The 13,042-nt window shown below is 71.7% G+C and carries 13 protein-coding genes; 10 read left to right on the top strand and 3 right to left on the bottom strand.

The genetic code is table 11. The annotated features are described in order from the left end of the window. Nucleotides 1–12: 12 nt before the first annotated feature. Nucleotides 13–978: a hypothetical protein gene (locus KME66_RS06310; RefSeq protein ID WP_216319938.1), complete on the top strand. Its 966-nt coding sequence runs from the start codon at nt 13–15 to the stop codon at nt 976–978. Between the two features lie 89 nt (nt 979–1,067). On the opposite strand, the gene KME66_RS06305 is transcribed toward KME66_RS06310, so the two are convergent. Beyond that, nucleotides 1,068–1,526: a DUF3093 domain-containing protein gene (locus KME66_RS06305; RefSeq protein ID WP_073220583.1), complete on the bottom strand. Its 459-nt coding sequence runs from the start codon at nt 1,524–1,526 to the stop codon at nt 1,068–1,070. A 58-nt stretch (nt 1,527–1,584) separates the two neighbouring features. Between KME66_RS06305 and KME66_RS06300 the strand changes: the two genes are divergently transcribed. The 8 genes from KME66_RS06300 to KME66_RS06265 all read left to right on the top strand — a co-directional run bounded on the left by KME66_RS06300 (nt 1,585) and on the right by KME66_RS06265 (nt 9,174). Further along, complete coding sequence (locus tag KME66_RS06300) at nt 1,585–2,169, top strand: PaaI family thioesterase (RefSeq protein WP_073220585.1); 585 nt, start codon at nt 1,585–1,587, stop codon at nt 2,167–2,169. After that, nucleotides 2,166–2,696, top strand: coding sequence for a dUTP diphosphatase (gene dut / locus KME66_RS06295; RefSeq protein WP_216319935.1), 531 nt, complete (start codon nt 2,166–2,168; stop codon nt 2,694–2,696). The genes KME66_RS06300 and dut overlap by 4 nt, the downstream gene beginning before the upstream one ends. Before the next feature lies 1 nt (nt 2,697). Continuing rightward, nucleotides 2,698–3,471, top strand: coding sequence for a DUF3710 domain-containing protein (locus tag KME66_RS06290; RefSeq protein WP_073220591.1), 774 nt, complete (start codon nt 2,698–2,700; stop codon nt 3,469–3,471). Nucleotides 3,472–3,623: 152 nt separating this feature from the next. Next, the gene (locus KME66_RS06285) at nt 3,624–4,358 is read left to right on the top strand and encodes an ABC transporter ATP-binding protein (protein ID WP_216319932.1); all 735 of its coding nucleotides are present in this window, start codon (nt 3,624–3,626) and stop codon (nt 4,356–4,358) included. Between the two features lie 182 nt (nt 4,359–4,540). Further along, on the top strand, nt 4,541–7,087 hold the full coding sequence (locus tag KME66_RS06280; RefSeq protein WP_216319928.1) for a DUF4118 domain-containing protein: 2,547 nt from the start codon (nt 4,541–4,543) through the stop codon (nt 7,085–7,087). 94 nt (nt 7,088–7,181) lie between these two features. Beyond that, the gene (locus KME66_RS06275) at nt 7,182–7,877 is read left to right on the top strand and encodes a response regulator (protein WP_030581286.1); all 696 of its coding nucleotides are present in this window, start codon (nt 7,182–7,184) and stop codon (nt 7,875–7,877) included. A 76-nt stretch (nt 7,878–7,953) separates the two neighbouring features. Then, the gene (locus tag KME66_RS06270) at nt 7,954–8,379 is read left to right on the top strand and encodes an OB-fold nucleic acid binding domain-containing protein (protein WP_216319925.1); all 426 of its coding nucleotides are present in this window, start codon (nt 7,954–7,956) and stop codon (nt 8,377–8,379) included. A gap of 3 nt (nt 8,380–8,382) precedes the next feature. Next, a complete protein-coding gene (locus KME66_RS06265) occupies nt 8,383–9,174 on the top strand; it encodes a DUF3159 domain-containing protein (protein WP_216319922.1) in 792 nt (263 codons plus the stop codon). Between the two features lie 103 nt (nt 9,175–9,277). Here KME66_RS06265 and KME66_RS06260 read toward each other — a convergent pair whose 3' ends face one another. Both KME66_RS06260 and KME66_RS06255 read right to left on the bottom strand, forming a co-directional pair. Next, on the bottom strand, nt 9,278–9,961 hold the full coding sequence (locus tag KME66_RS06260) for a TrkA family potassium uptake protein (RefSeq protein WP_073220603.1): 684 nt from the start codon (nt 9,959–9,961) through the stop codon (nt 9,278–9,280). Further along, a complete protein-coding gene (locus KME66_RS06255) occupies nt 9,961–10,629 on the bottom strand; it encodes a TrkA family potassium uptake protein (protein ID WP_073220605.1) in 669 nt (222 codons plus the stop codon). Before KME66_RS06255 ends, KME66_RS06260 begins: the two co-directional genes overlap by 1 nt. Nucleotides 10,630–10,949: 320 nt before the next feature. On the opposite strand from KME66_RS06255, the gene KME66_RS06250 reads away from it, so the two are divergent. Next, nucleotides 10,950–12,986 carry an APC family permease gene (locus tag KME66_RS06250; protein WP_216319919.1) on the top strand — a complete coding sequence of 679 codons (2,037 nt, stop codon included), beginning with the start codon at nt 10,950–10,952 and terminating at the stop codon, nt 12,984–12,986. Nucleotides 12,987–13,042: the final 56 nt, after the last annotated feature.

Below are 13,042 nucleotides of genomic sequence, written 5' to 3'. Positions count from 1 at the left end.
GCTGAGTCGGCCGTGGCAGGCGAGACACCGTTCCGGAAGCGGCGCCCCTGGCGTCGGCACGGCCGGCCGGCCCAGCAGCAGGACGGTACCGGCGGCACAGGCCCGGCAGAAGGCGGTCACGCGTCTGCCGAGCGGTCCGCCGCCCCGCCGGACCACTCCGGCGGTTCCGACGACGAGCGAGGCCGTCCGGCCTCGCTCGAAGTGGCCGGGGCGGCAGCACTGCCGGACCCGACCGCGCGGCGGGACGAGCAGGACCGGGCGGAGCCCATGACCGGGGGCCGCCTGAACGCAGTGAAACGGGGCGTACGCAAGAGCGGGGAGAGCGCGAAGGTCCTGGCCGCCCAGCTGGCCGACCGCATCATCGACACGGCTCCGCGCGTGCCGGTGCGCGACCTCGCCACCCTGCGCAGGCAGTTCCCCGGGCTCGGCCCCGAGGAGCTGGCCGACAAGCTGGTCACGGGAGCCTGCCGGGGCACCGCGACCGTCGGCGCCGGCATCGGCGCCGCCGCGATGATGCCCGTACCGCCCGCGATGCTCGCCGAGCTGGCCGCGGAGGTGACCGGCGTCGCCGCGATCGAGATGAAGCTCGTCGCCGAGCTCCACGAGGTCTACGGCCGCCGCCCCCCGGGCAACCTCGGCCAGCGCAGTACCGCGTATCTGACGTCGTGGACCGAGGAGCGCGGCATCGACGTCACCCGGCCCACCACGCTCAACGCCGCCCTGGGCGGCCAGATGAAGCGTGAGCTGCGCCAGCAGATCATGAAGCGCATGGCGCGCAATCTGCCCAACCTGATCCCGTTCATGATCGGCGCCGCCGTCGGCGCCACGATGAACCGCCGCGACACCCGCAAGCTCGCCGACCGGGTCAGGGACGACCTGCGCAGGGACCAGATCCCCTGGGACCGGCTGCCCGCGCTGCCGCCGCTGGAGCAGCCGCTGAACCCGGCCGAGCTGCCCAAGGAGATCGAGGGGCACTGAGCGCCCCCGGGCCGCTCCGGCGAACGCACCGTCCCGGTGCACCCGACGAACGCGGCCGCGAGACGCCCCCGGCCGCTCCGGCGAACGGCTCAGGCGGCCGGTACGGCCCCCAGCGCCGCCGCCAGGCCCCGCGGGTCCCGGGTGGAGAGATAGATGTACGGAGTCGGGTCCTCGGGGTCCGTGACCTCCACCCGCACCGCCGTCTCCACATAGCCGCGCAGCAGCATGAACGCACGGGCGTCCGCCTTGTGCGTTCGCCAGGCCCGCGCCTCCTCGGCGTCCAGCACCTCGGGCTCACCGAGCGCCGACAGCGGGATCCGGGCTTCACCGGCGACCAGGGCCCCCGCCACCACCCGGATCCGGGCCGAGCCGTAACCGCTCACCACGAGCGCCGCCGCGGCCGCCCCGCCGACCAGCCCCGCGATCATCGGCAGGGTGCCCAGCGGCAGCAGCATCAGGGCACAGGCGACACCGACCCCGAAGGCGATGAACCACCAGGAACGGGGCGCGGTGAGACGTTCGTCGAAGGGCGGAGCGGAAGGCTGCATGGCACCAAGCTTGGCACGGCGCGCCCCGCACACGGCCGCGCGGGTAAGGTCTGCGCCTGTGAGTGGAACATCAGCAGCTCTGACACCCCCGGCCGACGCCGTCGCGCCGGTCCGGCACCCCGACGCGCCCGCCCCCGGCGAGCTTCTCGGGGCGCACTACGAACACTGCTTCGGCTGCGGCGGGGGACAGCCGCACGGACTGCACCTGATGGCGCGGGCCGGTGAAGGCGTGAGCGTCACCGCCGAGTTCACCGTGCAGCCCGCCCACCAGGGCGCCCCCGGCCTGGCCCACGGCGGCGTGCTCGCCACGGCACTGGACGAGACCCTCGGCTCGCTGAACTGGCTGCTGCGCACGATCGCGGTGACCGGACGGCTGGAGACCGACTACGTCCGCCCCGTCCCCGTGGACACCGTGCTGCACCTCGACGCCCGGATCACCGCCGTGCACGGGCGGAAGATCTACTCCACCGCCACCGGCCGGATCGGCGGCCCGGAAGGCCCCGTCGCGGTCCGGGCCGACGCCCTGTTCATCGAGGTCAAGGTCGACCACTTCATCGACAACGGGCGGCCCGCCGAGATCCGGGCGGCCATGTCCGACCCCGACCAGGTCCGGCGCGCCCGCGCCTTCGAGGTGAACCCGTGACCCGTGGTCCCGTCGACGTACTCATCCGCCTGACCGACCCGGACGTGCCGATTCCGGCGTACGGGCACCCGGGCGACGCCGGGGCCGACCTGGTGACCACCGAGGCCGCCGAGCTCGCCCCCGGCGAGCGCGCGGTGCTGCCCACCGGGGTCGCGATCGCCCTGCCCGACGGGTACGCCGCGTTCGTGCACCCGCGCTCCGGCCTCGCAGCCCGCTGCGGAGTGGCCCTCGTGAATGCCCCAGGGACGGTTGATGCCGGGTACCGTGGGGAGATCAAGGTGATCGTGGTCAACCTCGATCCACGCGAGAGCGTGCGATTCGAGCGGTTCGACCGGATTGCCCAACTGGTTGTCCAGCAGGTCGAGAAGGTGCGCTTCCACGAGGTGGCGGAACTTCCCGGCTCGGCGCGGGCCGAAGGGGGCTTCGGGTCCACCGGCGGCCACGCGTCGGTGGACGGCGCCGAGGGCCAGATCACCCGCGGTGGGAACAGCTACGCTTCGGTCGTATCCGACCGGGAAGGACAGTGACGTGTTCGGACGTCGCAAGAAGAGTGGTTCCGCCGAGGACGCGGCGGACGAGGTGCGCGAGGCCGAGCAGGTCGCCGACGAGTCAGGCGCATCCGACGAGGCCGGCACCGGCACGCGTCGGATGAATCTTCCGCCGGCGCCCCGGCCGGACGGACCCTGGGACAGCTCCGAGGTGTCCCAGCCCGGCGAGGGCCGGGTCGACCTGGGCGGCATCTTCGTCCCCGGGGTCGAGGGCATGGAACTGCGCGTCGAGGTGGCCGGGGACGCGATCGTCGCCGCCACCGTGGTGCTGCGCGACAGCGCGATCCAGCTGCAGGCCTTCGCAGCCCCCAAGAAGGAGGGCATCTGGGGCGAGGTCCGCGACGAGATCGCCTCGGGCATCACCCAGCAGGGCGGCGTTATCGACGAGGTCGAGGGACCGCTGGGCTGGGAGCTGCGCGCGCAGGTCCCCGTACAGCTCCCGGACGGCACGGGCGGGGTGCAGCTCGTACGCTTCGTCGGCGTCGACGGCCCCCGCTGGTTCCTGCGCGGAGTGATCTCCGGCCAGGGCGCCGTCCAGCCGGAGGCCGCCGGACTGCTGGAGACGATCTTCCGGGACACCGTGGTCGTCCGCGGCGAGGGACCGATGGCCCCCCGCGACCCGATCGTCCTCAAGCTCCCCAACGACGCCCAGATGGTGCCCGAGGGCGTGCAGCAGGAGGACCAGGAGAGCTCCAGGTTCTCCGGCGGCATGGGCCAGCTCCAGCGCGGCCCCGAGATCACCGAGGTCCGCTAGCGGACCCCGCACCGGCCGGTGGGCCGCATCCCTTCCCGGGGTGCGGCCCACCGGCCGTCGTCCGTACCGGCCCCCGGCCGTTGCCCGGCCGTGTGCCGTACACACATACTTGGCGGGCGACGACGCGGGCCGCATGACGACGGGGGAGCAGCATGACCGAGAGCACCAGCGGGCAGTCCGGCACGGCCCTCGCCGAGGACCCGGCCCGCGGCGTGATGGTCACGGTCGAGGACCTGCACCGCTCGTACGGGAGCGGAGCGGCGGCCGTGCACGCCCTGCGCGGAGTCTCGTTCCGGATCCCGCGCGGCGAACTGGTCGCGCTCAAGGGCCGCTCCGGCTCCGGCAAGACCACTCTGCTCAACCTGGTCGGCGGCCTGGACACCCCCGACAGCGGCCGGATCACCGTCGACGGCACCGAACTGGCGGGCCTCGGCGAGAAGGGCCTGCTGGAGCTGCGCCGCGAGCGGGTCGGTTTCATCTTCCAGTCCTTCGGCCTCATCCCGATCCTGACCGCGGCCGAGAACGTCGGCGTACCGCTGCGGCTGCGCAGGGCCGACCCCGACGAGCGCGACGAGCGGGTCGCCCTGCTGCTGTCCCTCGTCGGCCTCGCCGACCACGCGGAGCAGCGCCCCGGGGAGCTCTCCGGAGGCCAACAGCAGCGCGTCGCCATCGCCCGCGCCCTCGCCAACCGCCCCGCCCTCCTGATCGCCGACGAGCCCACCGGGCAGCTCGACGCCGAGACCGGGCTCGCCGTGATGGAACTCCTCCGCGCGGTCGTCCGCAGCGAGAACGTCACCGTCCTCGTCGCCACCCACGACCCCCAGCTGCTGGGCCTCGCCGACCGGGTCCTGGAGCTCAGCGACGGACACATCGTCGAGGAGTCCTGAGTCCCCGGCCCCGCTCCCCGGGCCCTCCCGGCGGGCATCAGAGTTCCGTCAATACGCCCCTCACCTGCACTCCCGGGACCGAACCACGGCCCGCGGCGGAGTAGCGTCGACGGCGGCAGCCGCACCGGGCGCGCCACCGGCCCCGGACACGACACGGCCGGACGGAAGAAGACAATGGGGCCATGGGACGCGGGACACTCCGGATCTACCTGGGCGCGGCACCGGGCGTCGGCAAGACGTACGCGATGCTCTCGGAGGCGCACCGCCGGGTCGAGCGCGGCACCGACTGCGTGGTGGCCTTCGTCGAGCACCACGCCCGGCCGCGGACCGAGGTGCTGCTGCACGGTCTCGAGCAGGTCCGGCGCAGCGAGATCGGCTACCGCGGCGCCGTCTTCACCGAGATGGACGTCGACGCCGTCCTGGAACGCGCTCCGGCCGTGGCCCTGGTCGACGAGCTGGCCCACACCAACGTCCCCGGCTCCCGCAACGCCAAGCGCTGGCAGGACGTGGAAGAGCTGCTGAAGGCCGGGATCGACGTCATATCCACGGTCAACATCCAGCACCTGGAGTCGCTCGGCGACGTCGTCGAGTCGATCACCGGCGTCCGGCAGCGCGAGACCGTCCCCGACGAGGTGGTCCGCCGCGCCGACCAGATCGAGCTGGTCGACATGTCGCCCCAGGCGCTCCGCCGCCGGATGGCACACGGCAACATCTACCAGCCCGACAAGATGGACGCCGCCCTCTCGAACTACTTCCGCCCCGGCAACCTCACCGCCCTGCGCGAGCTGGCCCTGCTGTGGACCGCCGACCGGGCCGACGAGTACCTCCAGCAGTACCGGGGCGAGCACAACATCCGCACCACCTGGCAGGCGCGCGAGCGCATCGTCGTCGGGCTCACCGGCGGGCCCGAGGGCCGCACCCTCATCCGCCGTGCCTCCCGGATGGCCGCCAAGGGCTCGGGCAGCGAGATCCTCGCCGTCTACATCGCCCGCAGCGACGGACTGACCTCCGCCTCCCCGAAGGAGCTGACCTTCCAGCGGACCCTGGTCGAGGACCTCGGCGGCACCTTCCACCACGTCATCGGCGACGACATACCGGCCGCCCTGCTGGAGTTCGCCCGCGGCGTCAACGCCACGCAGATCGTGCTGGGCTCCAGCCGCCGCAAGACCTGGCAGTACATCTACGGCCCCGGGGTCGGCGCGACCGTCGCCCGCGAGTCGGGACCCGACCTCGACGTCCACATCGTCACCCACGAGGAGGTCGCCAAGGGCCGCGGCCTGCCCATCGCCAGAGGCGCCCGGCTCGGCCGCGCCCGGATCATCTGGGGCTGGCTCGTCGGCGTCGTCGGCCCCCTCCTGCTCGCGGTCTTCCTGCGCTCCATGGAGGACGCCCCGGGCCTCGCCAACGACGTCCTGCTGTTCCTCTCCCTGACGGTGGCCGCCGCCCTGCTCGGCGGGCTGAGACCGGCGCTGGCCTCGGCGGCCGTGGGATGCCTGGTGCTGAACTACTGGTTCACCCCGCCGACGCACACCCTGACCGTCCAGGACCCGGAGAACCTCGTCGCCATCGTGATCTTCTTCGCCGTGGCGGTGGCGGTCTCCTCCGTGGTCGACCTCGCGGCCCGGCGCACCCACCAGGCCGCCCGGCTGCGCGCCGAGTCGGAGATCCTCTCCTTCCTCGCCGGCAGCGTGCTGCGGGGCGAGACCGCCCTGGACGCCCTGCTGGAGCGGGTCCGCGAGACCTTCGCCATGGAGTCCGTCGCCCTGCTGGAGCGCAGCAGCGACGTGGAGCCGTGGACCCGAGCGGGCTCCGTCGGACCGGCCCCGGTCACCCGCCCCGACGACGCCGACGTGGACATGCCGGTCGGCGACCATCTGGCCCTCGCGCTCTCCGGCCGGGTGCTGCCCGCCGAGGACCGCCGGGTGCTCGGCGCGTTCGCCGCCCAGGCCGCCGTCGTCCTCGACCGCCAGCGCCTGGTCGGGGCGGCCGAGGAGGCCCGCAGACTCGCCGAGGGCAACCGGATCAGGACCGCCCTGCTCGCCGCCGTCAGCCACGACCTGCGCACCCCGCTGGCCGCCATCAAGGCCGCCGTCAGCTCGCTCCGCTCCGACGACGTCGCCTGGTCCGACGAGGACGAGGCGGAGCTGCTGGAAGGCATCGAGGACGGCGCGGACCGGCTGGACCACCTCGTCGGCAACCTGCTGGACATGTCCCGCCTCCAGACGGGCACCGTGACCCCCCTGATCCGCGAGATCGACCTCGACGAGGTGGTTCCCATGGCGCTCGGCGGCGTCCCCGAGGGCAGCGTCGACCTCGACATCCCCGAGACGCTGCCGATGGTCGCCGTCGACCCCGGACTCCTGGAGCGGGTCGTCGCCAACGTCGTCGAGAACGCCGTCAAGTACCACCACCCGGGCCGGGAGCCCGTCGCCGTGGCCGCCAGCGCGCTCGGCGACCGGGTCGAGCTGCGGGTGGTGGACCGGGGCCGCGGCGTCCCCGACGAGGCCAAGGAACGCATCTTCGAGCCCTTCCAGCGGTACGGGGACGCCCCCCGCGGCGCCGGCGTGGGGCTCGGCCTCGCCGTCTCCCGGGGCTTCGCCGAGGCCATGGGCGGCACGCTGGACGCCGAGGACACCCCGGGCGGCGGCCTGACCATGGTCCTGACCCTCGCCGCGGCGCCGGGCGGGACACGGGCCGGCCCCGAGCTGCCCGCGCGGGCCACCTCGTGACCCGTCCCCGGGCGCGCCCCGCCCGCCCCGACACGCTCCCGCCCCTTCCTCGTACCCCTCTGACAAGCCCGTACAGCAGAAAGGCAGGTCCGCGATGACCAGGGTGCTTGTGGTCGACGACGAGCCGCAGATCGTCCGCGCCCTCGTGATCAACCTGAAGGCCCGCCAGTACGAGGTCGACGCCGCGCCCGACGGGGCGACCGCCCTCCAGCTCGCCGCCGCCCGCCACCCCGACGTCGTCCTCCTCGACCTCGGACTGCCCGACATGGACGGGGTCGAGGTGATCAGGGGGCTGCGCGGCTGGACCCGGGTCCCCATCCTCGTCCTCTCCGCGCGGCAGACCTCCGACGAGAAGGTGGAGGCGCTGGACGCCGGGGCCGACGACTACGTCACCAAGCCGTTCGGGATGGACGAGCTGCTGGCCCGTCTGCGGGCCTCGGTACGCCGGGCGGAACCGGTCGGCCAGGAGGGTGGCACGGAGGACGTCGCCCTCGTCGAGACCGCGGGTTTCACCGTCGACCTGGCGGCGAAGAAGGTCCACCGGGCCGGCCGCGACGTACGCCTCACCCCCACCGAATGGCACCTGCTGGAGGTCCTCGTCCGCAACGCCGGCCGGCTGGTCAGCCAGAAGCAGCTCCTCCAGGAGGTCTGGGGCCCCTCCTACGGCACCGAGACCAACTATCTGCGGGTCTACATGGCCCAGCTGCGCCGCAAGCTGGAGGCGGACCCCTCGCACCCCCGCCACTTCGTCACCGAACCGGGTATGGGGTACCGGTTCGAGCGCGACTGACCCCCCACCTGCTCACTCTTTCGAGTGGTCATCGCTGTCCTGGGTGTGCGGCGCACAGGACCGGTACGCTTCGGGTATGAGTGCTGTTCCCCGATCCGCGAAAGCCGGGAAGGCCGGGAAGGCGGAGAAGCCGTCCGGGCGCTTCCGCCGGATGCTCGACCGGCTCTCCAGCTCCCAGGAGGACCTGGAGTCCCAGGAGCTGCGGGACGACGCGCAGGCCACCGGGTGCACCCGGATCTCCGAGTGCTCCGACCGGCAGATCGTGAAGGTGGCTGGTACGTTGCGGACCGTCACCCTCCGTCCCCGGGCCGGAGTGCCCGCCCTGGAGGCGGAGCTCTTCGACGGCACCGAGCCGCTGGACGTGGTCTGGCTCGGCCGCCGGTCCATCGTCGGCATAGAGCCCGGCCGCAGGATCATCGCCTCGGGGCGGGTCGCCATGAGCCACGGCCGCCGGGTGCTGTTCAACCCCACATACGAACTCCGACCGCTCGGCAAGGAGTAGCCGGTGACGTCTCTCGACAAGCCGACGTCCGACACGGACCAGCCCCATCGCACCGACCCGCGGCACACCGGCGGGAGGCACGCCGCCCAGCAGGACGCGGAGTCGAGGGCCGTCACCGAGGCCGCCCTGTTCGAGGCCTTCGGCGGTGTGCGCGGGATGGTGGAGACAGTCCTCCCCGGGCTGCTCTTCGTCTCGATCTTCACCATCAACAAGAACCTGCAGATCTCGGCCGTCGCGGCCCTGGTCGTGTCCTTGGCCCTCGTGGTCGTCCGGCTGATCCGTCGTGACACCGTCAAGCACGCCTTCAGCGGCGTCTTCGGGGTGGCCTTCGGTGTCGTCTTCGCGATGATGACGGGCAACGCCAAGGACTTCTATCTGCCGGGCATGCTCTACACCCTGGGCCTCTCGGTCGCCTACATCGCCACCGCCGCCGCCGGGGTGCCGCTGATCGGCCTGATCCTGGGCCCGGTCTTCAAGGAGAACCTCTCCTGGCGGACCCGTAACCCGGGCCGGAAGAAGGCGTACACCAAGGCCAGCTACGCCTGGGGCTTCATCCTGCTGGCCAAGTGCGCGATCCTCTTCCCGCTCTACTGGTGGGCCGACACCACCCAGTTCGGCTGGGTCCTCATCGCGCTGAAGATCCCGCCGTTCCTGCTCGCGGTCTATCTGACCTGGATCTTCCTCGCGAAGGCGCCGCCGCCCATCGACGTCTTCGCCGAGATGGAGGCCGAGGAACAGGCCGAGAAGGAGCGCAAGGCGCAGGCCGCCGCCGCGCTCCGCAACCCGGAAGCCTGATCCGCACGCCGCACGCCGCACGCCGCACGCCGCACGCCGGACGTGAAGGGGCCCGGAACCGCTCTCGCGCGGCTCCGGGCCCTCTTCTCGCACGGTGACCGGCTCAGCCGTCGCCCTCGTCAGGGCTCCGCCGGACCGACAGCAGGTCCTCCAGCTGCTCCTCACGCGCCTGGGCGGCCACGAACAGCAGCTCGTCCCCGGGCTCCAGGGACTCCTCGGGGCTCGGCGTCAGCACCCGCTGACCCCGGATGATCGTCACCAGCGAGGTGTCCGCGGGCCAGGCCACATCCCCGACGCGGATACCGGCCAGCGCCGACTCCGGCGGCAGGGTCAGCTCCACCAGGTTGGCGTCGCCGTGGCTGAAGCGCAGCAGCCGGACCAGATCACCGACGCTCACCGCCTCCTCGACCAGGGCCGACATCAGGCGCGGCGTCGAGACGGCGACGTCCACGCCCCAGGACTCGTTGAACAGCCACTCGTTCTTAGGGTTGTTCACCCGGGCCACCACGCGCGGCACCCCGTACTCGGTCTTGGCGAGCAGCGAGACGACCAGGTTCACCTTGTCGTCCCCGGTCGCGGCGATCACCACGTTGCACCGCTGCAGCGCCGCCTCGTCCAGCGACGTGATCTCACACGCGTCCGCGAGCAGCCACTCGGCCATCGGGACCCGCTCCACCGAGATGGCGGTCGGAGCCTTGTCGATCAGCAGCACCTCGTGCCCGTTCTCCAGTAGCTCGGCGGCGATGGAACGACCCACCGCACCCGCTCCGGCAATCGACACACGCATCAGTGGCCGCCCTCCTCGGGACCCTGGGCGAAGGCTTCTTCGACCTGGGCGATCTCATCCGTACGCATCATCACGTGGACCAGGTCGCCTTCCTGGAGAACGGTCTGCGAAGTCGGCAGTATGGCCTCGCCCAACCGGGTGAGGAAGGCCACCCGGACCCCCGTCTCCTCCTGGAGCGTGCTGATCTTGTGGCCGATCCAGGACGGTGTCGTGTGCACCTCGGCGAGCTGGACACCGCCGCTCGGATCGCGCCACAGCGGCTCCGCGCCCGACGGCAGGAGCCGCCGCAGCATCTGGTCCGCCGTCCAGCGCACGGTCGCCACGGTGGGGATGCCGAGGCGCTGGTAGACCTCGGCGCGCCGGGGGTCGTAGATGCGTGCCGCGACGTTCTCGATGGAGAACATCTCGCGGGCCACCCGGGCCGCGATGATGTTGGAGTTGTCACCGCTGCTGACCGCGGCGAACGCCCCGGCGTCCTCGATCCCCGCCTCGCGGAGGGTGTCCTGGTCGAAACCGACCCCGGTGACCCGGCGACCGCCGAATCCGGACCCGAGGCGACGGAACGCCGTCGGGTCCTGGTCGATCACCGCGACGGTGTGCCCCTGCTGTTCCAGGGTCTGCGCGAGAGCGGCGCCGACGCGCCCGCAGCCCATGATGACGATGTGCACTGTGCGCCTACCCCGCCGTCCTGGTCATCCGGCTGACCTGCGAAAACACGCTGCTCACACTTCTCTCTCGGCTTGCTGGGCAAACAACGGCCCGCACCCGCGGTGCGGCCCGAGGACGAGCTTAAGGGCCGGTGGAGCCACTCCCTCATCCGAGTGTCCGCATCCTCGCGCACTCCAGTAAAGGAAAAGCAAAAAAGGGAGAGCGAGTGCAAGGATTCCGTTAAAGAATGCAGCAACGTTCTCCTCCGACCGCAGGAGATTGCGGGGCCACGTCGAATGGGTGTGCTTTTCGGCCTCGCGCTCCGCTTACGATCCTCTGCGTGTCCAAACTGACCGACCTGCCCAAACGGATCCTGATCGGCCGGGCGCTGCGCAGCGACAAGCTCGGGGAGACCCTGCTTCCCAAGCGCATCGCGCTGCCCGTCTTCGCGTCCGACCCGTTGTCCTCGGTGGCGTACGCACCCGGAGAAGTCCTCCTCGTGCTGTCCATCGCGGGTGTGTCGGCGTACCACTTCAGCCCCTGGATCGCCGTCGCGGTCGTCGTCCTGATGTTCACGGTCGTCGCCTCCTACCGGCAGAACGTCCGCGCCTACCCGAGCGGTGGCGGCGACTACGAGGTCGCGAACACCAACCTCGGCCCGAAAGCCGGACTCACCGTCGCCAGCGCCCTGCTCGTCGACTACGTCCTCACCGTCGCCGTGTCCATCTCCTCCGGCGTCGAGAACCTCGGCTCCGCGGTCCCGTTCGTCATCGAGCACAAGACGTTCTGCGCCATAGGCGCCATCGTTCTGCTCACCCTGATGAACCTGCGCGGAGTGAAGGAGTCCGGGAAGCTCTTCGCCATCCCCACCTATCTCTTCGTGGCCGGCGTCTTCCTCATGATCCTCTGGGGCGCCTTCCGCGGACTGATCCTCGGCGACACGATGCACGCCCCCACCTCCGACTTCGAGATCAAGCCGGAACGCGAGGGACTGGCCGGATTCGCGCTCGTCTTCCTCCTGCTGCGGGCCTTCTCCTCCGGCTGCGCCGCCCTCACCGGCGTCGAGGCGATCAGCAACGGCGTACCCGCGTTCCGGAAGCCGAAGAGCAAGAACGCCGCGACCACCCTCGCCCTGATGGGCCTGCTCGCCGTCACCATGTTCTGCGGCATCATCGGCCTGGCCCTGGCCACCGACGTCAAACTGGCCGAGAATCCCGCCATCGACCTGATCCGCGACGGCGTCCCGGTCGGCGCCGGCTTCACGCAGGACCCGGTCATCGCCCAGGTGGCCGAGGCGGTCTTCGGCCACGGCTCCTTCCTCTTCATGGTCCTCGCGGCCGCCACCGCCCTGGTCCTCTTCCTCGCCGCGAACACCGCGTACAACGGCTTCCCGCTGCTCGGCTCGATCCTCGCCCAGGACCGCTACCTGCCGCGCCAGCTCCACACCCGCGGCGACCGCCTGGCCTTCTCCAACGGCATCCTGCTGCTGGCGGGCGCCGCGATCCTGCTCGTCTGGATCTACGGCGCCGACTCCACGCACCTGATCCAGCTCTACATCGTCGGGGTGTTCGTCTCCTTCACCCTCAGCCAGACCGGCATGGTGCGGCACTGGAACCGCCTGCTGGCCGACGAACGGGACCGGGCCAGGCGCCGCCACATGATCCGCTCCCGCGCCATCAACGCCTTCGGCGCCTTCTTCTGCGGCGTCGTCCTGGTGATCGTCCTCGCCACCAAGTTCACCCACGGAGCCTGGGTGGCGCTGCTCGGCATGGTCATCTTCTACGGCACCATGACCGCGATCCGGAAGCACTACGACCGGGTCGCCGAGGAGATCGCCGCCGACGAGACCCCCGCCGACGAGAGCGTGCGCCCCTCCCGCGTCCACGCCATCGTCCTCGTCTCCAAGCTCCACCGCCCCACCCTGCGCGCCCTCGCCTACGCCCAGCTCATCCGCGCCGATCAGCTGGAGGCGCTCTCCATCAGCGTCGACCCGGACGAGACGAAGGCGCTGCGCGAGGACTGGGAACGTCGTGCCATCAACGTCCCCCTCAAGATCCTCGACTCGCCCTACCGCGAGGTGACCCGCCCGGTCATCGAGTACGTGAAGGGCCTGCGCCGCCAGAGCCCGCGCGACGTGATCAGCGTCTACATCCCCGAATACGTGGTCGGACACTGGTACGAGCACCTGCTGCACAACCAGAGCGCCCTCCGCCTGAAGGGCCGGCTGCTCTTCACACCCGGGGTCATGGTGACCTCCGTCCCGTACCAGCTCCAGTCTTCCGAGGCGGCGAGGAAGCGGGCCCGCAAGCGGGCGGACTGGAGTGCTCCGGGGTCGGTGCGCCGGGGGCCGGTCGAGCGGGGACACCGCAAGGGATGACCGGGCCGGACGGGGGGCGTCCCGTCCGTGGTCACCGTTCCCACGAGTCCCACGTA

Origin of the sequence: Streptomyces sp. YPW6 (genome assembly GCF_018866325.1) — a bacterium.
Classification (GTDB): Bacteria; Actinomycetota; Actinomycetes; order Streptomycetales; family Streptomycetaceae; genus Streptomyces.
Note: the sequence above shows the minus strand (reverse complement) of the source record. Positions and strands in the feature narration are given on the sequence as shown.